Source organism: Georgenia alba, assembly GCF_042665525.1.
In the GTDB taxonomy this organism is placed as follows: domain Bacteria; phylum Actinomycetota; class Actinomycetes; order Actinomycetales; family Actinomycetaceae; genus Allobogoriella; species Allobogoriella alba.
This window is the reverse complement of the sequence record NZ_JBHTCQ010000002.1, coordinates 138,198-157,182: the sequence shown is the minus strand read 5'-3', so window position 1 is coordinate 157,182 and position 18,985 is coordinate 138,198. Positions and strand designations below refer to the sequence as shown.

Below are 18,985 nucleotides of genomic sequence, written 5' to 3'. Positions count from 1 at the left end.
GCCTCGAGCCGGCGGCTCATGCGCTCACGTCGCCGGAGGCGGCCGTCGGACCCTCGAGGTCTGCCGGGAGCTCGATGACGGGGCAGTCCTTCCAGAGGCGCTCGAGCGCGTAGTACTCGCGGTCCTCCTGGTGCTGGACGTGCACGACGACGTCGCCGTAGTCCACGAGCACCCACCGGGCCTCGTCGAGCCCTTCCCGGCGGGAGGCCTTGGCGCCCTCGCGGTGCAGGGCCTCGTCGATGCCGTCCACGATCGCCTTGACCTGGCGCTCGTTGTCGCCCGAGGCGACGAGGAAGACGTCGGTCAGCACCAGCCGTTCGGAGACATCAAGGGCGATGATCTCGCGTGCCTTCTTGTCCGCCGCGGCGCGCGCCGCGACCACGGCACGGTGGCGAGCGGTCTCGTCAGCAACCACAGGTCTCCTCGAAGCAGGCGTCGTCGCCAGAAATCCTAGATGGTCGGGTGCGGCGGGTCCCACACGACCGGGGCGGTCCACGGGCCCACGAGCCCGCCGGCGGCGCCGGTGTCGCCCTGGTTGACCACCAGGAGCGCGATGAGGACGCCGATCACGATCGCGGCCAGGACCAGCGCGACCACCCGGATGATGGAGACGGTGAGGTTACGGCGGCCCCCGTCGGCGGCCGGCTCCGTGGCGACGGGTGCCGCCGGGGGTGCCGCCCGGTCCGGGTCCACGGTCGCGGAACCGGCCGGCTCCTCGTCGCTGTCCACGCGGTCGCGCACCGAGCGGCGCTCGGGCTGGGCCGGCACGGCTCCCGAGCCGGGCGAGTACGCGGAGAGGGGCGACCAGCGCGGCTTGTCGAGGTCGTCCTCCTGGTTCTCGTCGGCCGACAGCGCTGCGGCGGCGACCGCCTCGGGCCCGTGGACCGCGGTGCCGCCGGGGCGGTCCACGCCGTCGGTGCCCGGTGCGGTGAGCCACGTGGGGAGCCGGCGGCCCTCGTTCTGCTCGCCGCTCTCCTGGTCTCCGCTCGCCGTGGGTCCGGTCTCGACCACGCCGACGCTCCCGGTGGACGCGCTGGTGGCGCTGGTGGACCCGTCGGCTCGGGTGGCCGACTCCGGCCGCCCGTCGTCGTCCGCCGAACCGTCGGACGGTTCATCGACGCCGCGGGCCGCGGTGAGGCCGGCGGGCGAGACGACGGCGGTGCTCCACTCGGCAGGGTCGGTCGTGGCCTCGGTCGCCTCCTCCGGAGCCGGCGCCGGGCCGGGCCGGCTCACCGGCTGGACGCCGGTGAGGGAACCGGTGGAGTCCAGCGACCTGATGCCGCTGGCGGTGTGGGGTGCCCGCACCACCGGTCGCCTGCCGGTCCCGGTGCGCTCGCTCGGCGTCTCGGGCGCCGTCTCGGCCGCCTCGGCCGCCTCGGCGTCCGCGACGCGATCCCGCATCGAGCGCCGCGAGGGCATGCCGGCCGCCGGCGTCGACGCCGAGCTCGCGGTCGGGCCCGAGAGCGCGGAGGACGCGCTACCGGCCGCCCGGACACCCGGCGGCGGGGTGCCGATCCGTTCCGTCTCACCGGTCGTCGTCGGGACATCCGTGGCCGTCGGGACATCCGTCGTCGTCTCGCCGGCGTTGTCGGTGGCGGTGTTGTCGGTGTCGCTGTGATCGGTGTCTTCTGCGGCGTCGCTTGCGGTGTCGTCGGTGTCGCGGGCGGCTTCCGGCGCGGGCGCGGACCCGTGCGCCTCGGGCTTGCTCGTACGCACATCGCGCTCACCCGGCTGCTGACCGTCGGCCTCCTGGGCCGCGGCCAACGTCTCCGGGTCGAGCGGGTTGCCCTCCCCGTCGACCAACGGCAGCTCGCCGGTGGCGATGGCCTCCAGCCGCGCCTGCTCCTCCAGCTGGCGACGGCGCAGCTCGCGCCGCGTCAGCGGCTGCACCACACCGGCCTTGGCGGCCTGCTCCTGCGCGGCGCGCTCGGCGAGCCGCCTGCGGCGCCGCTCGCCGACGACGGACTGCTGACCGGTCGGATCCTGCTCGCTCAATTCCCTGCTCCCACGGCCCGGGGCGGCAGTGAGACGTTCGCCGCCGGGCCCTCGTCAGTCGCGCGCGGACGCCGACGGGAGACGTTGCCCGTGCGCGCCCGGCCCTCGCGGTAGAGGCCGTACTTGGCGATGTATTGCACCACACCGTCGGGCACCAGGTACCAGACGGGCTTGCCCTCGGCCACGCGCGCCCGGCAGTCCGTCGAGGAGATCGCCATCGCGGGGACCTCCAGGAGCGACAGGCCGGTCTCCGGCAGCCCCTCGGCGTCGAGCGAATGACCGGGCCGGTTGACGCCGATGAAGTGCGCCAGCGACCACAGCTCGTCGGCGTCCTTCCACGTGAGGATCTGCGGCAGCACGTCGGCACCGGTGATGAAGAACAGCTCCGTGTCGGGCATCTGGGACTTCAGCTCACGGAGGGTGTCGATGGTGTACGTCTTGCCGGGCCGGTCGATCTCCGCTCGGGAGACCGTGAACCGCGGGTTCGATGCCGTGGCGACCACCGTCATGAGATACCTGTGCTCCGCCTCGGTGACCTCACGGTTCGCCTTGAACGGCTGCTCACCGGTGGGGACGAACACCACCTCGTCCAGCGCGAAGGACTCCATCACCTCGCTGGCGGCCACGAGGTGGCCGTGGTGGACCGGGTCGAAGGTGCCGCCCATGACACCGACCCGGCGCTTCGGTCGCACGCCCCAAGACATCCCTGCTCCGTCAGAGGCGGTGCGCGACGTTGCGGAACGAGAAGGTGAACAGCAGCAGGCTGAGCAGCACCAGGAGGGCGATGCCGCCGAGGAGGTACGGGTTGACCGCGGCCGCCTCGGCGGCCTCGGCGTGCTCCGCCTCCTGCTCCGCGGCGAAGACCACCAGCGAGCTCTTCATGAGAGTCCTTCCCTTGCTCCTGCCGTGTGCCAGGGACCAGTCTCGCACGACCCGCGGGCACGGCTCACACGCCGCATCGCCGGCGATCTGCACATCCGACCCCGGCGGGCGCGGCCCCACCGGTCGGCGAACCGCGGCGGCCTACGCTGCGACCATGTCGTCGACCGTCGCCCCGCTCCTGCCCGACCACTGGCCGCAGGTCGAGACGATCTACGCCGCCGGGATCGCGACCGGGCACGCGACGTTCGAGTCCGCACCGCCGAGCTGGGCGGAGTTCGACTCCTCCCGGCTTCGGGAGCACCGCCTCGTCGCCCTGGACGACCGCGGCACCGTGCTCGGCTGGGCGGCGGTCACGCGGGTCTCCGCGCGTGCGGTGTACGCCGGCGTGGTCGAGCACTCGGTGTACGTCGCGCCCGACGCGCAGGGCCGGCGGGTCGGGTCCGCGCTGCTGGCGGCGCTGGTCGCCTCGACCGAGGCCGCCGGCGTCTGGACGATCCAGTCCTCGATCTTCCCGGAGAACGCCGCGTCGCTGGCGCTGCACCGCGCCGCGGGCTTCCGCGAGGTCGGCGTGCGGCGACGGATCGCGCGCATGACGGTCGGACCGCTCGCCGGGCAGTGGCGGGACACGGTGCTCATCGAGCGCCGCAGCCGGCACGTCGGGGCCGACTGACGCGGTCCGGGGGCACTGCGACCGCGCCGCCCGTGTGGGTGGCCGAGCGTACGTTTGAGGCGTCACGACAACTGACGCGAGGAGCAGTCATGGCGCTGTCCAAGGAGGAACGCGAGCAGTTCTTGGCCGAGCGGAGGGTGGGCGCACTGTCGGTGGCGGGAGAGCCGGGCCGCGGCCCGGTGTCCGTGCCGATCTGGTACCACTACACGCCCGGTGGCACGCTCTGGATCCTCACGGAGGCGGAGTCCCGGAAGGTGCGGCTCATCCGCGAGGCGGGCCGGTTCACGATGCTGAGCAGCCGGATGAAACCGACCATCCGGTACGTCTCGGCGGAAGGTCCCCTCATCCGGATCGAGCCGGGGACCGAGGAGGACCTGCGCACGATGACCTACCACTACCTCGGGGGGGAGGCGGCCGAGCAGTACATGGAGTTCGCGCGGACGCAGTTGGGGCAGGAGGTCGTCGTGGAGATGCGGCCCGAGCGGTGGTTGAGCGCCGACCTGGGTTGACGGGGGCGTGGATCACCCGCGGGCGTCGCGCCAGGCGATCCACCTGCGCAGCAGGTCGAGGTCGTAGTCGGGGCCGCCGACCGGGACGGTGAAGAGCGTGGCACCGGCCGCGACCAGCTGGTCGCCGATCTCCTCGGGTCGCCTGCCGACGCCCACGGAGCGCTCGATCTCGGTCGGGTCGCGGCCGACATCGGCACAGTGCCGGTCCAGCACGGCGCACTTGTGCTCGAGCGTCTCCACGTCCGCGAAGCCGTGCCAGATGTCGGCGTGCTCGGCGGTGTACCGCAGCGTCTTCCGCTCGCCGCCTCCGCCGATGAGGATCGGGATCTCACGCGTGGGCCGGGGGTTCAGCTTCGCCCAACGGCCGGTGATCCGCGGCAGCGCCTCCGACAGGTCTCGCAGCCGGCTGCCCGCGCTCCCGAAGTCGTAGCCGTACTCGTCGTAGTCCCGCTGGAACCAGCCGGCGCCGATACCGAGGATGAGACGGCCGGCGCTGATGTGGTCGACGGTGCGGGCCATGTCCGCGAGCAGCTCCGGGTTCCGGTAGCTGTTGCAGGTCACCAGCGCCCCGATCTCGACACGCGTGGTGGTCTCGGCCCAGGCACCGAGCATCGTCCAGCACTCGAAGTGCTTCCCGTCCGGGTCCCCGCTCAGGGGAAAGAAGTGGTCCCAGTTGAAGGCGATGTCCACGCCGGCGTCCTCGGCGCGCAGGAGCGCGTCGCGGATCTGCGCGTAGTCGGCGTGCTGGGGCTGGATCTGGACTCCGATGCGGATGGGGCGACTCATCTCAGCGACCCTAGCGGCGAGCCAGATGAGAGTTCTCTCATGTTCCTTTCACACACGGGTCATCGCATCGCGCCATTCTTGTGGCCATGAGTCTCGTCAAGCGCGTCCTGCTGGTGCTGGCGATCGTGGCCCTCCCGGTCGGGCTCGCCGTCGCCAGCCAGGCCCTCACGCGTCCGGCCGGGGAGCCGCGTCTCGAGCGTGACTCGATCAACGTCGAGATCGACTCCCCCACGACGCCGGACGGTGGGGACGAGCCGACCGGCTCGCCGTCGCCGTCGGACCCGTCGCCCGACCCCTCACCCTCCGGGGGCGGCGGGGACGACGGCGGCTCGGGCGGCTCCGGCGGCGGCTCAGGCGGCTCAGGTGGCGGCTCGGGCGGCTCCGGTGGCTCGGGCGGCTCCGGTGGCTCGGGCGGCTCCGGTGGCTCGGGCGGCTCCGGCGGCTCAGGTGGCGGCTCGGGCGGCTCCGGAGACGGCCCGCGCCCGGTCCCCGTCGACCCGAACCCGGCACCGCCGCCCGCCCCGTCGTACGACGATGATGACGACGACGACTGGGGCGACGATGATGACGACGATGACGATGACGGTGGCGATGACGACGACGATGACTGAGGCGCACCGCCGCAGTGCCTCGTCACCTGCGACCACACGTCCCATCGAGACCTCCGCCGATCGACCCGAGAGCGCTGACGGATCACCGCCCCCGCCGAGACGCGGCACCGGAATCCCCGCCCGCTGGCGCATCGCCGGATGGATCGTCCTGACCACGGGCGTGACCCTGATGGCGATCATCCTCACGATGCGGTCCGTCCTCATCAACGATGTGGAGAGTGCGGCCAACCGGGCCGTCACGCAGGAGATCGACGAATTCGCGACGTTCGCCGCGGAGGGAGTCGACCCACGCACCGGCCGGCCCTTCTCCAGCGTCGACGACCTGCTCGAGCTGTACCTCTCCCGCCAACATCCCGACGAAGGCGAGGCCATCATCGGACTCGGGGAGGGCACGCCGCTGTACTCGGACAACACGCGGCTCTCGACCCCCGACGGCGTGCAGTACCAGCTCGCGCACGACGCCGCGACGCTCCAGCAGATCGTGGACGATCCTGCCAGCACCGGCGTCCTGGAGACCGAGCACGGTCCGCTCCGGTGGGGCAAGCTGCAGATCAACACCGGCACGGGCGAGCCGGGGCACTTCGTCGTCGCCGAGTTCGTGACCAACAGCATGGACTCCGTCGACCAGCTCATCCGCATGACCGTCGTCGTCGCACTCGGCGGGCTGCTCCTCACGGCGGGCATCAGCTATGTGGCGGCGGGCCGCATCCTCGCCCCCGTGCGGCAGGTGGGACGGGCGGCGTCCAGCATCTCGGAGTCGGACCTCAGCGTCCGGGTGCCGGTCCGCACGCGTGACGATCTCGGCGAGCTCGCCCAGTCGTTCAACAACATGCTGGACCGGATCGAGGGCGCCTACAACGCCCAACGGCGATTCGTGGATGACGCCAGCCACGAGCTACGCACGCCGATCACGGTCATCCGCGGACACCTCGAGCTGTTGAGCGAGGACCCCGGGGAACGGGCGACGACGTTGGCGATCGTCGACCGCGAGCTGGGCCGCATGTCGCGGATCGTCACCGACCTGCTCATGCTCGCCAAGGCCGAACGACCCGACTTCCTCATCAAGGAGGAGACCGACCTCGCGGAGATGATGCTGAGCATCGACTCCACGGTGCAGGCGCTCGACGACCGTCCCTGGCTGCTGATGGAGGTCGCGGAAGGCCGCGCCGAGGTGGATGCGCAGCGGTTGACCCAGGTCATGCTGCAGTACGCCACGAACGCCGTGCAGTACTCGCCCGCCGGGGCGCCGGTGCGGTTCGGCTCGACGGTCGTCCGCGGCGACGACGGCGAAGGGCACCTGCTGCGGCTGTGGCTCGCCGACTCCGGTCCCGGCATCAGCGAGGAGGACATGCCACGCGTCTTCGAGCGATTCAACCGTGCCGACGCCTCGACCGCGCACGCACATGGTGTGGGACTCGGGCTGTCCATCGTGCGGGCCATCGCGGACGCGCACGACGGCCGCGCCTGGGTCGAGTCCGCGTTCGGCCAGGGCTCGACGTTCGGCGTCGACGTCCCGATCGACCTGCGCGACACCGAGAGCGCGGCCCCGGCCGCCGAGAGCACCAGCCCGCACCGAGCCGCGCTGCGCGGCCTGCGCACCGGGGAGGATCGATGAGCCGGATCCTCATCGCCGAGGACGACGCCGGGATCGTCTCGTTCGTCCAGAAAGGGCTACGGGCGGCGGGCTACAGCACCGTCGTGGCCGAGGACGGGCAGACCGCTCTGCTCATGGCCCGGGTGGGCGAGTTCGACATGATCATCCTCGACGTCGGGCTGCCCCACATGGACGGCTTCACCGTCCTGCAGCGGCTGCGCGAGGAGGGCGTGGCGACCCCGATCATCGTCCTGACGGCCCGGGACAGCGTGACGGACCGGGTGCACGGTCTCGAGGGCGGCGCGAACGACTACATGACGAAGCCGTTCCAGTTCGCCGAGCTCCTGGCACGCGTCCGGCTGCGGCTGCAGGACCAGCCCACCGGTGGCGCGAGCACGCTGCAGGCCGCCGGCATGTCGCTCGACCTGCGCACCCGTCAGGTCGAGGTGGACGGGACGACGGTCGAGCTCTCCGGCCGGGAGTTCGCGCTGCTGGAGGTGTTCATGCGGCACGAGAACCAGATCCTCTCGCGCGAGCAGATCCTCGGGCACGTGTGGGGCTACGACTTCGACCCGGCGTCGAACGTGGTCGACGTGTACGTCCGCGCGCTGCGCCGGAAGATCGGCGCGGACCGGGTCCGGACGATGCGCGGTTCGGGTTACCGCCTGGCCGACCCGTCCGCCGCGTCCTGAGAACCCGGAGCAGGTCAGGGGTCGAGGCCCTCCACCAGGAGGTGGTGCGGCCCAGGCCCGGTGGCGCCGAGCTCGTCGTGGGCGTTGGCCAGCGCGCACTTCCGTAGCGAGAGGCAGCCGCAGCCGATGCAGTCCGTGAGGTGGTCCCGCAGCCGCTGGAGCTGCTCGATGCGGGTGTCGAGGTCCGCCTGCCACGCCTGGGAGAGCCGGCGCCAGTCCTTCGCTGTCGGCGTGCGGTCGCCCGGCAGCGCGTTCAGCGCCTCCCCGATACGGGCGAGCGGGATGCCGACTCGCTGCGAGACCCGGATGAACGCCACCCGCCGCAGGGTGGCCCGGTGGTACCGCCGCTGGTTCCCGGAGGTGCGCCGGCTGCCGATGAGTCCCTTGCGCTCGTAGAAGTGCAACGCCGAGACGGCCACCCCGCTGCGCGCGGCCAGCTCACCGACCGTGAGCTCCTCGTGGTCCCAGGGGACGTGCTCGGACATCTCGCTCCTTCCGGACGGCGACGCACGCGGCGTTCAGGATCTGACCTCAACATTGGTTCAGGTCAACCCTACCGACCAGCGCGTAATACACAGCGCCACGGTCCGGGAGGCACGGAAGGCAGCCTCGGCGACCTGCTCCCTGAACGGTACGGACAGGCCGGCGCGTGGGCGGTCAGTCCAGGCAGAACTCGTTGCCCTCGGGGTCCCGCATGACGATCCAGCCGGCGTTGATACCGCCGGGCTCGAACCGTTCGGCCCTGCTGGCCCCGAGCGCCACGAGCTCGGCGCACCGCGCCTCGAGCGCCTCCATCCGCTCCGCACCCTCCAGCCCGACCGCGGAGCGGATGTCGATGTGCAGCCGATTCTTCGCGGCCTTCGGCTCGGGAACCTTCTGGAAGAACAGGCGTGGCCCGTCTCCGTCGGGGTCGACCAGCGCGGACCGGTCGTTGCGCCGCTCCTCCGGGATGCCCCAGGCCTCGAGGGCCTGGTCCCAGCTGTCGAAGCCGGACGGCGGGTCGGCGAGCCGGTAGCCGAGGGCCGCGGCCCAGAACGCGGCCAGCGCGCCCGGATCTGCGGCGTCGAAGGTGATCTGCATCGTTGCTGCCATGGGGCCTCCTCGTCTCGTTCTCGAAGCCAAGCACGGACCACCCACATCGGCGGCCAGAGACTCGGCCGCGATCGTGACGAGCTTTTCCACAATGTCGCCGAAATGACACCTCGTCCACATTTCTTGCGACTTCCAGAAAATCACGTGAGTGCTCGCACGTATGTTCGTAGCGTGCTCGTCGCAGGGATTGCCGGACTGCAGGCTTCGAGGAGGAGGTGGTGATGACCGCGACCGGGACGCTGGACGCTCCCACCGCCGCCCAGAACGCCCTCGCGGGTGTGGCCCGAGCCTGCGCCGCCCTCGAGGTCCTGGCGGACCTCGACCCGCACGACCTGCCGGAGGACACCCTCCTGCGGCTACTGGACGGCCTGGAGGGGCTGCGCAGGCGGACAGAGGCACTGACCACCCGGACGCTCGCCGTGGTCGAGACGGACGGGCGGTGGGCGGTCGAGGGCGCTCGGTCCTTCGCCTCCTGGTGGCGGTACCGGTCGGGTCGGCACGCCTCCACCGCCTCTCGCGAGGTCCGGCGTGCCCGCGCGCTGCGCGACCACCTCCCGGCCACCGCCGCAGCCCTCATGGCCGGCCGGATCACCGCAGATCACGCCAGCACGCTGGCGCACCACACCACCGACAGCGACGCCCGGCGTGCCAAGCTCGCCGACCCGGACGTCGGCGAGGACTTCCTCGTCGGCTACGCGACCAAGATGGACGCCTCCCGGTTCGCGCGGGTGGTCCGGACCTGGTCGCACCGCGTGGACCCGCAAGCGGCCGACCGGACGTATGTCGAGGACAGCGATCGCGAGGAGTTCTTCCTCGCCGAGACGACCGACGGGTACGTCCCCGGCGGATGGCTCTCCCCGTCGACCGGCCGGACCCTGATGACGGCGCTGAAGGCCCGGATCGGGACCCCGGCGGCCGACGACCGTCGCAGTCCGGCACAGCGACGAGCGGCGGCGCTCGGCGACCTGGCGCGCCTCGCACTCGACTCGGGCACGCTGCGGCCGGGCGCGCGTATCCGCCCGCACCTGGCGGTGACCGTCCCGCTCGAGACCCTCGAGACCCTCGCAGGGGCCAGCACGCCCGCCCATCGCGCCGGATGCCCCGCCGGCACGCACCCAGCCGGCACAGACCCCGCCGGCACAGACCCCGCCGGCACGCGCCCGTCCAGCGCCGACTGCGTGTGCGCCGCGTTCCGGCCCGATCGGACCATCACCGCCGACCTCGACGCGGCCGCGCTGGCCGACGCCGAGCCCGCCACCTTCGACGACGGCAACCCCGTCGCGCCGACGCTGCTGGCACGGCTCACCTGCTCCAGCCACCTGCACCGGGTGATCTTCGGGCCCGACTCCGAGGTGCTGGACGTGGGCCGGGAGGAGCGTCTGTTCACGGCGGCCCAGACCCGGGCGATCATCGCCCGCGACGGCCACTGCCGGTTCCCGGGCTGTGACGGTCCACCCGGCGAGGGCGAGATCCACCACTCGATCTGGTGGTGGTCGCAGCAGGGCGAGACCCGCACCGCACTGGGCATCCTGCTCTGCTGGCACCACCACGACTGGGTCCACAAGCGCCGAGTCACCATCGAACGAGACGACGGTCGGTGGCGGTTCTACCGACGCGACGGCACCGAGATCCACGATCCCGTCCGCCGGACCTGAGCTGGCCGCCGGGATGGCGGGCCTGCGGTCAGGCCCGGTCCACCCGCGCCTCCAGGACCGCCTTGACCGCCGCGACGCCCCGGGCGAGCGCCCGCAGGTCGGCCACGCCGACCTCCTCGAGCACGTCCCGCCCGTACTGCTCCCCCGCGGCGTCGATCTCGGCCATCATCCGTTCGCCGGCGTCGCTGACCACCGAGCGGCGCACCCGCCGGTCCTCCTCGTCCTCGCGGCGCTCGAGCAGGCCTCGTTCGGCGAGCCGGTCCACGATCCCCGACACGGTCGGCAGCGACACCCCGAGCCGCTCGGCGAGCTCGTTACCGGTCATGCCGCCATGCGCGCGGATCAGCATCATCAGCTTGAACTGCTGCATGGTCAGGGTGGAGCGCAGCATCGGCACGTACCGCTGCCGGGCCAGCGCGGCGCCCAGCTCCGCCTGCAGCCGGGCGATCTCGTCGATGAGTGCCGCCTTGTCGTCCACGCTGTAGAGTTTACTTCGCCTGACGCTAACTGTTAGCCCGGCCCTGAACATCCCCCGTCACGCCCGCGCGGACCGCGCACTCCCAGGAGCACAGGTGACCCGACTCGCCCGTTTCAGCCTCGGCAACCGCGCCCTCGTCGCCCTCTCCACCATCGTCGCCGTGCTGGCCGGTCTGTGGTCGACGTCGGCGCTCGAGCGCGAGCTCATCCCCTCGCTCGAGCTCCCGGTCGTCGGCGCCGTGACCACGTACCCCGGCGCCTCCCCCGACGTCGTGGAGCAACAGGTCACCGAGCACGTCGAAGAGGCCGCCAGCTCCGTGTCCGGGCTGGAGTCCGTCACGTCGACGTCGAGCGCGGGCACCTCCACCGTCATGCTCGAGCTCGAGTACGGCACCAGCTCCGGCACGGCCCACCAGGATCTGCAGTCCGCGATCGGACGGATCTCGAGCCTCCTGCCCGACGACGCGGACACCCAGGTCATCAGCGGGAGCGTCGACGACCTGCCGGTCGTCCAGCTCGCCGTCACCGCCGGACCCGACGCCGACCCGGCGACCACGGAGGAGCGGCTACGCGAGGTCGCCGTGCCCGAGATCGAGCGGGTCGACGGCGTGCGCGGCGTGGACCTCACCGGGACGACCACACAGGCCGTGACCATCGATGTCGACCCGGCGGAGATGGCGGCCACGGGGCTCGAGCCGGACGCGATCTCCGGCGCGCTCCAGGCCAACGGACTCGTCGTCCCGGCCGGGACCCTGACGGAGGACGATCGGACGCTGAGCGTCGAGGTCGGCGAGCGCCTCACCGACGTCGAGGACGTGGCCGCCCTTCCGCTGCCGACCGAGGGCGGACCGGTGCGCCTCGACGAGGTCGCCACGGTGTCCCAGGAACCGGTCGCGGCGACGTCGTTCTCACGGACGGACGGCGCCGACAGCTTCGGCCTCGCCGTGACCAAGACGCCGGACGGCAACACCGTCGAGGTCTCGCACGCGGTCCAGGACCTCGTGCCCGAGATCGAGGCCGCGCTCGGCGAGGGCGCCTCGGTCACCGTCGTGTTCGACCAGGCTCCCTTCATCGAGCAGTCCGTCGAGGACCTCACCACCGAGGGCGGGCTCGGCCTGATCTTCGCCGTCGTGGTCATCCTGCTGTTCCTGCGGCGCTGGCGGCCCACCGGCGTCACCGCCCTGTCCATCCCGCTTTCCGTCCTCGTGGCGCTGATCGGCCTGCAGGTCGTCGGTTTCACCCTCAACATGCTCACCCTCGCCGCCCTCACCGTCTCGGTCGGGCGCGTCGTGGACGACTCGATCGTGGTCATCGAGAACATCAGCCGGCACCTCTCGTACGGCAAGGCGCGCCGTCGGGCGATCCTGGACGCGCTCGGCGAGGTCGCCGGCGCCATCACGTCCTCGACCATCGCCACGGCCGCGGTCTTCGTGCCCATCGGGCTCGTCGGGGGGATGGTCGGCGAGCTCTTCCGACCGTTCGCGTTCACCGTCGCCCTCGCGCTCATGGCCTCGCTGCTGGTCGCCCTGACGATCGTGCCCGTGCTCGCCTGGTGGTTCCTCAAGGCACCGGACGCCGAGGCCGAGGCGGCACCGAGCCCCACGGCTGCCGCGGAGCGTGAGACGAGCGGTCTGCTGCAGCGCGGCTACGTCGCGACGCTGCGCGGAGTCCTGGCGCGACCCGTCCTGACGGTGCTCGCGGCCGTCGTCATCCTCGCCGGGACGCTCGGGCTCGCCACCCGCCTGGAGACCCAGTTCCTCGGCGACACCGGTCAGAACACCCTCACGGTCACCCAGGCCATGCCGGCCGGGACGTCGCTCGAGGCCACCGACGAGGCGGCCCGCCAGGTCGAGGAGGTCATCGACGGGCTCGACGGGGTCGAGACGTACCAGGTCACCGGCGGCGCCGCGGACACCGCCACGGCCGCCTTCGGCACGGGCGGTGAGGACACCACGTTCGCCGTCACCCTCGCCCTCGACACCGACGCCGCGGCGGCCGAGGACGAGCTGCGCGACCGGCTCGAGGACCTCGGCCCGGACGCCGGCGAGGTCACCGTCGCCGCCGGCATGGCCGGTATGTCCTCGGGCCTCGAGGTGGTCGTCTCCGGAGCCGACGGCGAGGAGGTCGCCGAGGCGGCCCGCCGGGTGCAGGACGCCGTCACCGACCTCGACGGCGCGACGGACGTGACCTCGAACCTCGCCGCGGAGCTTCCCACGATCCAGGTGCACGTCGACCGCGAGGCGGCCGCAGCCGTCGGCCTCACCGAGGCGCAGATCGGGCAGACGGTGTCCGCCGCACTGCGCGGCAGCACCCTCGGCACCATCGCCACCCCGGACGGCGACAACGACGTCGTCATGCGGGTGGGCGAGCAGCCCGCCACGGTCGCCGAGCTGCGGGACCTCCCGCTCACCGGGCCGGCCGGGCCGGTGCCGCTCGACGACGTGGCCGATGTCGAGGAGGTCGACCTGCCGACCTCGATCTCGCGGCTGGACGGGTTGCGCAGCGCGACCATCAGCGCGGCGGCCACCGCCGAGGACCTCGGCAGCCTGACGGCGTCGCTCCGCACCACGCTGGACGACCTTGACCTCCCGGACGGCGTGACGGCGGAGATCGCGGGCGTGAGCGCCGACCAGGAAGAGGCGTTCGCGAACCTCGGCCTCGCCCTGGCGTTCTCGATCCTCATCGTCTACGTCGTCATGGTCGCCACGTTCAAGTCCCTCGTGCAGCCGCTCATCCTGCTCGTCTCGGTGCCGTTCGCCGCGACCGGAGCCATCGGCCTGCTGCTCGCCACGGACACCCCGCTCGGCGTCGCGGCGCTCATCGGCGCGCTGATGCTCGTCGGCGTCGTGGTCACGAACGCGATCGTGCTGATCGACCTCGTCAACCAGTACCGGCGGCAGGGCGTGGGGCTGCGGGAGGCGATCGTCGAAGGCTCCCGGCACCGTCTCCGGCCGATCCTCATGACGGCCGCGGCCACGATCGGTGCCCTGGTGCCCATGTCGCTCGGACTCACCGGCGGCAGTGCCTTCATCTCCCAGCCGCTGGCGCTCGTGGTCATCGGCGGGCTGCTGAGCTCCACCGTGCTGACGCTGCTGCTCGTGCCCGCCCTGTACGTGCTCGTCGAGCGGCGCTCCGAACGACGTCGGAGCCGCCGCGAGCGGCGGCGCGGCGCCCACCGCGCCGAGCCCGAGCGGGCGGCGGTCAGCCAGCGGGGATGACCCGCTCCGCGATCGGGCCCGGGTTCCACGCGATCTCCCAGCGGTAGCCGTCCGGGTCGGCGAAGTAGCCGGAGTAGCCGCCCCACTCACGTTCCACCGCGACGCTCACCGGGTCCGCCCCGGCGCGACGCGCGGTCTCCAGCACGTCGTCGACCTCCTCACGGGTGGCGACGTTGTGCGCCAGGGTGACCGGTGCGACGCCCGCCCCGCGACGGACCGGACCGACCTCCTCGGCGAACTCGGTCTCGTCCCACAGGGAGAGCAGCACGTGCTCGCCGACGCCGATCATGACCACGCCGGGAGCCTCGAACTCGGGCCGCCACCCGAGGCCGTCGACGTAGAAGCGACGCGAGGCGGCGACGTCCCGGACAGCCAGGGTGACGAAGGAGAGTCGTTGGTCCACGGCGTCACGCGTGCGTCGGTGCGGGCGGGGCACCGGAGAGCTCGAAGACGAGCTCGTCGGGGTAGCAGTAGAACCAGCTCTCGCCCGGCTCGTAGGACCTGATGATGGGATGACCGGTCTGCGTCACGTGCGCCCGGGCATGCCGGTTCGGCGAGGAGTCGCAGCACCCGATGTGCCCGCACGACTGGCATGCCCTCAGGTGGACCCACCGGTCGCCCATGGCCAGGCACTCCTCGCAACCGTCGGCATCCGGGTCGACCGCGTCGTAGTCGATCTGATCGAGATGGGTGCACAGGGTCATTGGTCTATCCCCCCTCAGTGGGGCCCACCGCGTCAACCCCTCGAGACACCGAACGTTCGATCCGAGTTCACTTCCGCACCGCGGATTCACCCCAGTCACCGGGCACGGCACTCCGAGGTCACCCTGGGGGCCGATGACGTCTCCGTGGCGGGCGTGGAATGCTTGCCGCGAGGGAAGGAGGCGGTGTGGCGCACACCCCGGATGACGAGACCACGGTCCTGGTCGACAAGGCGGTACGCGACTCCGCCGTCGCCCTGCGCACGGTTCTGGAGGCCATGGAACGTCTCGACGCCGACGCGCTGCGTGCGCCGTCGACGCTGCCCGGCTGGAGTCGCGGCCACGTTCTCGCCCACATCGAGGGCGTGGGCAACGCGTGCGCGCGCCAGGCGGAGGCAGCAGCCCGCGGCGAGGTCGTCGAGTTCTACGACGGCGGCCGCGCCGGTCGCGACGCAGCGATCGAGGCCGATGCCGGCCGCGTGCTCGAGGAGCACGCCGCAGGCCTGGGCCGGCTCGCCACCCGCCTCGAGGCGGCCTGGCCCGTTCCCGCCTCTCCGGTGTGGCGGGAGCCCACGTCCTACCGCGACGGCGACCTGACCGGGGTGGCGGTGCTGTGGTGGCGTGAGGTCCGCATCCACCTCGTCGACCTCCGGGTCACCGTGGGCCCCGGGTCGTGGGACGACGACCTGTGCCTCCACCTGCTGGGGTTCCTCGAGCCGCGGCTGGGAGACGCGGACCACGTCGTGCTCGAGGCCGACGACGCCGACGTGCGGTGGACCGTCGCCACGGCCGACCGCGAGCCGCTGGTGGTCCGTGGTGCCCTGCGTGACATCGTCGCGTGGCTGGCCGGCCGGGAGCCCGAGGCGGCGCCGGTCGCCACCCGCGCGGACGTCGCCGAGCCGCTTCCGGAGCTCGGGCCGTGGCCGTCCGTGAGCGCCGAGCCGACCGGGCGGTCCTGACCCACCGTGCCTCACGCGCCCTCGGAGGACTCCCCGAGCATCGCCACCTCGCCGTCGGCCAGGACGAGGACCGCCTGCCCCCGGTCGAGCACCCGCGCGACCGTCAGGCCCACGCCGTCAGGCTGGAAGGTGCCCAGGATCGCTCCCTGCGGTCCGCGGAACGTCAGGGCCTGCCCCTCGGCACCGCCCACCGTCCGGTCCCACGGTTCGGGTGCGTCGCGCGCGACGAACCCCTCCGTGCCCACGGCCAGCACCCCGCCGTCGCCCTGCCAGCTTCCCGACCAGGTCGGCTCACCCGTGCTGGCGTCGTACACCCCGGCACCGCTCCCCTCCTCGAGGACCAGCCAGCGGTCCGCCTGCCCGACCAACGACCACGCGTCCGCGTCGTCGACGCCGACCGGCAGCCGCCGGACGTGCCCGGTGCTCGCCTCCAGCGCCAGCACCGCCTCGTCCGACACCAGGTAGGAGTAGTGCGCCGCGACACCGGCGATCGCGCAGCGCCGGACGCCCGTCCCGCGCGTCGTGACGACCTCGCCGTCCGGGCGCACGACCACCAGGTGCGCGCACCGCTCCCCCTCGCGTGCCACCACGCCACCCGGGCCGACGCCGAGCCCGTCCGAGCCGGGATCCAGGGTGCTCAGTGCCGTCCCGTCCCTGGTGCGGACCACGGTCTGACCGCTCTCCCGCGTGGTGGCGACGAGCAGTCCGAGCCTCGGGCCGTCGGCCGGCGCCACGTCGATCGCCGGGTGGGCCCAGACCTCCTCGCCGGTGCGGCTGTCCAGGCCCAGCAGCATCTCGGTGTCCCAGTCCAGCACGACCACCCGCGACCGGCTCGGATCGACCGCGACCACCGTCGCGTCCGACTCTTGCCGCCAGGCCCAGGAGCCGTCCGCCGCCATCACGCCGATGCGCCCCTCGGCACGAACCAGCACGCCGCCGTCGACGAACCCGACGGCGCCCTCGGACGAGACGGGCGTCCCGACCGCGTGCTCCGCGAGCGTCGAGCCGTCCGTCCGGTCCAGGACGCTGAACCCCCTGGTGGTGCTGACCAGCAGGCGGTCGCCGTCGTGATCGACGACGTCGCGAGCGCCGGCGACGGCGACCGTCCAGCTGCCGCCACCCGCCGCGACCGTCCATCGGGACCAGCCGACGACGGCGCCGAGGACCAGCACCATCGCGAGAACGACGACCAGGACCACGCGCCGGACGCCGCTCGCCCTCATGGTCGTCACGATAGACGCAGCGGGTGACCTCTCCGCAAGACTGCCGAGCCGCTCACCGCACCCGTCCCCGCGGCCGCAGCACGAGGACGCCGCTGTCGCTGCGCGGCGGCGGCCGGAACGCGCTCGCCGGCACGTACAGGCCCGCCGCGGCGGTGAAGCCGCGCGGAGGGTCGGCGAGGTAGCGCCGCACCTGCCAGGCGGGCAGCACGAGGTCCGCCCGGACCAGTCGCGAGCCGCGCACCGTGATCCGCCGGACCAGCTGCGCGGCGACCGCATAGGGCGGGTTCGCCACCACGCGGAACGGGCGGCGCGGCAGCGGGACGGCGAGGAGGTCGTCCTCGAGGACCGTCACGTCGTCGGGCGCGCGGGCCCGCAGCCCGGCCGCGCGACCGGCGTGCCGCTCCACGGCCACGACCCGGCAGCGACGCTCGACGAGCGGCAGGGTCAGCGCTCCTCGTCCGGCCCCCAGGTCGAGGACGAGGTCGCCGCGGTCCGCACCGGAGGACGCGACCACGCGTCGCGCCCAGCGGGCGCTCAGCTCATGCGCTCCCCAGCGGGGCTGCCTGCTCGAAGCGGCACCATGTGCCGAGGTCCCTGCCCCGCGCACGACGCACCATCACCATGATCATGGCCCGACCGTAGGTCGTCCGGCTCGGCGGGCTCAACCCCATTCTGTCGCGGTCCGGCGTCCCGCTCGACGGGCGGCGGCGTCCCAGACGTGCTACCACGTCCTCGTGGCAACGGACTCCGACCGGCGAGGCCCCTTCCTGCCCTCCCGTGAGGAGGTCCGGCGACAGGGTGCGCTGCTCCGTGCCTGGGCGGACCACCCGCGGGTGGCCATGGCGGTGCGCGCGGCGCTGGCGGCGGCGATCGCCTGGTGGCTCGCGCGGCTGCTGCCCGACCCGGCCGCCGAGTACCCGTTCTACGCCCCGCTCGGCGCCGTCGTCGCGACCACGTTCACGCTGGCCGGCTCGGTCCGCGAGTCGCTGCAGGCGGTCGCGGCGATCGCCATCGGGGGCGCCATCGCGCACGCCGCCGACTTCGTCGGGTCCGAGGACAATCCCGTGACCGTGGCGGTCGTGGTGGCGGTCGGTGTGCTCCTCGCGGGCTGGCGCCGGCTCGGCGCGATGGCCAGCTGGACCACGACCGGGGCGTTGTTCACCCTCGTCATCGGGGGTGGCGAGACGTTCTACATCGGCGTCTTCGCCGGCCTGGTCCTGCTCGGCGGCGCCGTCGGCATCGCGATCAACGCCGTCTTCCCGCCGCTGCCCCTCGCCCCCGCGGTGCAGGCGGTCCAGCACGTGCGGTCCTCGCTCGCGAACCAGGTCCACGACCTCGCCGAGGCCCTGGCGCAGAACGAGCCGCTCGACGACGAGGAGTGGCGGCGGCGCCAGCACAACCTCGAGCCCCAGCGTTCCCGGATGCGGGCCGCCCTCGACACTGCCAGTGAAGCCCGGCAGGGGAACATCCGTGCCCGCCGTCACCGGGAGGCGCTCGACGAGCTCGTGCGGCACGGCCGGGGCCTGGACCGGGTGGCGCTGCTCGTGCAGGACCTCGTCGACCTGCTCAGCATGCACGAACGGCCTGACTACGAGATGGTCGCGCTCGGTCCCGACCTGCGGCCCGCGGCGGCGGATATGGTCGGTGGGCTGGAGCGGGTCGTCCGAGGCGACGGCACGGACACGGCCCCCGAGGCGGTCAAGGAGGCCCGGGACGCGCTGGCTCGGTTCGTCGAGCACCTCGACGCGTCACGGATCGAGCGGGTGGGCGGCGGCACGATGGCTGCGACGGCGCTGGCGGTCAGCATCGCCCGGGCCCTCACCGAGCTCGAGGCCATCCCGCCACCGCAGGACGTCACTCGGGCACGGCGACCTCGGGACGGCCACGACGACCGCCCCGCGCGGTGACGCCCGGCCCGGCC

The 18,985-nt window shown here is 72.9% G+C and carries 21 protein-coding genes; 9 read left to right on the top strand and 12 right to left on the bottom strand.

Annotated features, from left to right (window positions below):
- Window positions 1-16: 16 nt before the first annotated feature.
- Genes rsfS through ACFQQL_RS10655 form a run of 4 tightly spaced genes read right to left on the bottom strand, consistent with a single transcriptional unit; the run spans window position 17 to window position 2,877 of the window.
- Window positions 17-415, bottom strand: coding sequence for a ribosome silencing factor (gene rsfS, locus ACFQQL_RS10670; RefSeq protein ID WP_382394129.1), 399 nt, complete (start codon window positions 413-415; stop codon window positions 17-19).
- Window positions 416-450: 35 nt separating this feature from the next.
- Window positions 451-1,995 (bottom strand): hypothetical protein, encoded by a 1,545-nt coding sequence (locus ACFQQL_RS10665; RefSeq protein ID WP_382394127.1) that lies wholly within the window; start codon window positions 1,993-1,995, stop codon window positions 451-453.
- The gene (nadD, locus tag ACFQQL_RS10660; protein ID WP_382394125.1) at window positions 1,992-2,699 is read right to left on the bottom strand and encodes a nicotinate-nucleotide adenylyltransferase; all 708 of its coding nucleotides are present in this window, start codon (window positions 2,697-2,699) and stop codon (window positions 1,992-1,994) included. The genes ACFQQL_RS10665 and nadD overlap by 4 nt, the downstream gene beginning before the upstream one ends.
- A gap of 10 nt (window positions 2,700-2,709) precedes the next feature.
- Window positions 2,710-2,877: a hypothetical protein gene (locus ACFQQL_RS10655; RefSeq protein ID WP_382394123.1), complete on the bottom strand. Its 168-nt coding sequence runs from the start codon at window positions 2,875-2,877 to the stop codon at window positions 2,710-2,712.
- Between the two features lie 154 nt (window positions 2,878-3,031).
- On the opposite strand from ACFQQL_RS10655, the gene ACFQQL_RS10650 reads away from it, so the two are divergent.
- Window positions 3,032-3,547 carry a GNAT family N-acetyltransferase gene (locus tag ACFQQL_RS10650; protein ID WP_382394121.1) on the top strand — a complete coding sequence of 172 codons (516 nt, stop codon included), beginning with the start codon at window positions 3,032-3,034 and terminating at the stop codon, window positions 3,545-3,547.
- Window positions 3,548-3,636: 89 nt separating this feature from the next.
- Window positions 3,637-4,056, top strand: coding sequence for a pyridoxamine 5'-phosphate oxidase family protein (locus ACFQQL_RS10645; RefSeq protein ID WP_382394119.1), 420 nt, complete (start codon window positions 3,637-3,639; stop codon window positions 4,054-4,056).
- Between the two features lie 12 nt (window positions 4,057-4,068).
- Here ACFQQL_RS10645 and ACFQQL_RS10640 read toward each other — a convergent pair whose 3' ends face one another.
- Complete coding sequence (locus tag ACFQQL_RS10640; RefSeq protein WP_382394117.1) at window positions 4,069-4,842, bottom strand: LLM class F420-dependent oxidoreductase; 774 nt, start codon at window positions 4,840-4,842, stop codon at window positions 4,069-4,071.
- A gap of 86 nt (window positions 4,843-4,928) precedes the next feature.
- Here ACFQQL_RS10640 and ACFQQL_RS10635 point away from each other — a divergent pair, with 86 nt between their 5' ends.
- From ACFQQL_RS10635 to ACFQQL_RS10625, 3 genes are all read left to right on the top strand, one after another.
- Entirely contained in the window at window positions 4,929-5,453 is a 525-nt protein-coding gene (locus tag ACFQQL_RS10635) for a hypothetical protein (protein ID WP_382394115.1), read from the top strand.
- A 169-nt stretch (window positions 5,454-5,622) separates the two neighbouring features.
- Window positions 5,623-7,068 carry a sensor histidine kinase gene (locus ACFQQL_RS10630; RefSeq protein WP_382394113.1) on the top strand — a complete coding sequence of 482 codons (1,446 nt, stop codon included), beginning with the start codon at window positions 5,623-5,625 and terminating at the stop codon, window positions 7,066-7,068.
- Window positions 7,065-7,739: a response regulator transcription factor gene (locus tag ACFQQL_RS10625; protein ID WP_382394111.1), complete on the top strand. Its 675-nt coding sequence runs from the start codon at window positions 7,065-7,067 to the stop codon at window positions 7,737-7,739. Before ACFQQL_RS10630 ends, ACFQQL_RS10625 begins: the two co-directional genes overlap by 4 nt.
- Window positions 7,740-7,753: 14 nt before the next feature.
- Here ACFQQL_RS10625 and soxR read toward each other — a convergent pair whose 3' ends face one another.
- Together soxR and ACFQQL_RS10615 are read right to left on the bottom strand one after the other, a co-directional pair.
- Complete coding sequence (soxR, locus tag ACFQQL_RS10620; protein WP_382394109.1) at window positions 7,754-8,224, bottom strand: redox-sensitive transcriptional activator SoxR; 471 nt, start codon at window positions 8,222-8,224, stop codon at window positions 7,754-7,756.
- Window positions 8,225-8,396: 172 nt separating this feature from the next.
- The gene (locus tag ACFQQL_RS10615) at window positions 8,397-8,831 is read right to left on the bottom strand and encodes a VOC family protein (RefSeq protein WP_382394107.1); all 435 of its coding nucleotides are present in this window, start codon (window positions 8,829-8,831) and stop codon (window positions 8,397-8,399) included.
- 221 nt (window positions 8,832-9,052) lie between these two features.
- On the opposite strand from ACFQQL_RS10615, the gene ACFQQL_RS10610 reads away from it, so the two are divergent.
- Complete coding sequence (locus tag ACFQQL_RS10610) at window positions 9,053-10,486, top strand: HNH endonuclease signature motif containing protein (RefSeq protein ID WP_382394105.1); 1,434 nt, start codon at window positions 9,053-9,055, stop codon at window positions 10,484-10,486.
- A 28-nt stretch (window positions 10,487-10,514) separates the two neighbouring features.
- Here ACFQQL_RS10610 and ACFQQL_RS10605 read toward each other — a convergent pair whose 3' ends face one another.
- The gene (locus ACFQQL_RS10605) at window positions 10,515-10,964 is read right to left on the bottom strand and encodes a MarR family winged helix-turn-helix transcriptional regulator (protein ID WP_382394103.1); all 450 of its coding nucleotides are present in this window, start codon (window positions 10,962-10,964) and stop codon (window positions 10,515-10,517) included.
- Between the two features lie 94 nt (window positions 10,965-11,058).
- Here ACFQQL_RS10605 and ACFQQL_RS10600 point away from each other — a divergent pair, with 94 nt between their 5' ends.
- A complete protein-coding gene (locus ACFQQL_RS10600) occupies window positions 11,059-14,181 on the top strand; it encodes an efflux RND transporter permease subunit (RefSeq protein WP_382394101.1) in 3,123 nt (1,040 codons plus the stop codon).
- Here the strand turns inward: ACFQQL_RS10600 and ACFQQL_RS10595 are convergent.
- Both ACFQQL_RS10595 and ACFQQL_RS10590 read right to left on the bottom strand, forming a co-directional pair.
- Window positions 14,165-14,584, bottom strand: coding sequence for a VOC family protein (locus ACFQQL_RS10595; RefSeq protein WP_382394099.1), 420 nt, complete (start codon window positions 14,582-14,584; stop codon window positions 14,165-14,167). The two genes, ACFQQL_RS10600 and ACFQQL_RS10595, sit on opposite strands and share 17 nt — an antisense overlap.
- Before the next feature lie 4 nt (window positions 14,585-14,588).
- Window positions 14,589-14,885 carry a UBP-type zinc finger domain-containing protein gene (locus tag ACFQQL_RS10590; RefSeq protein WP_382394097.1) on the bottom strand — a complete coding sequence of 99 codons (297 nt, stop codon included), beginning with the start codon at window positions 14,883-14,885 and terminating at the stop codon, window positions 14,589-14,591.
- 185 nt (window positions 14,886-15,070) lie between these two features.
- On the opposite strand from ACFQQL_RS10590, the gene ACFQQL_RS10585 reads away from it, so the two are divergent.
- A complete protein-coding gene (locus ACFQQL_RS10585; protein ID WP_382394095.1) occupies window positions 15,071-15,841 on the top strand; it encodes a maleylpyruvate isomerase family mycothiol-dependent enzyme in 771 nt (256 codons plus the stop codon).
- Window positions 15,842-15,852: 11 nt separating this feature from the next.
- On the opposite strand, the gene ACFQQL_RS10580 is transcribed toward ACFQQL_RS10585, so the two are convergent.
- Entirely contained in the window at window positions 15,853-17,064 is a 1,212-nt protein-coding gene (locus ACFQQL_RS10580; RefSeq protein WP_382394093.1) for an outer membrane protein assembly factor BamB family protein, read from the bottom strand.
- Window positions 17,065-17,116: 52 nt separating this feature from the next.
- On the bottom strand, window positions 17,117-17,578 hold the full coding sequence (locus tag ACFQQL_RS10575; protein ID WP_382394091.1) for an rRNA adenine N-6-methyltransferase family protein: 462 nt from the start codon (window positions 17,576-17,578) through the stop codon (window positions 17,117-17,119).
- 220 nt (window positions 17,579-17,798) lie between these two features.
- On the opposite strand from ACFQQL_RS10575, the gene ACFQQL_RS10570 reads away from it, so the two are divergent.
- Window positions 17,799-18,971, top strand: a complete 1,173-nt coding sequence (locus ACFQQL_RS10570) for an aromatic acid exporter family protein (RefSeq protein ID WP_382394089.1) — start codon at window positions 17,799-17,801, stop codon at window positions 18,969-18,971.
- The last annotated feature ends 14 nt before the right edge of the window (window positions 18,972-18,985 follow it).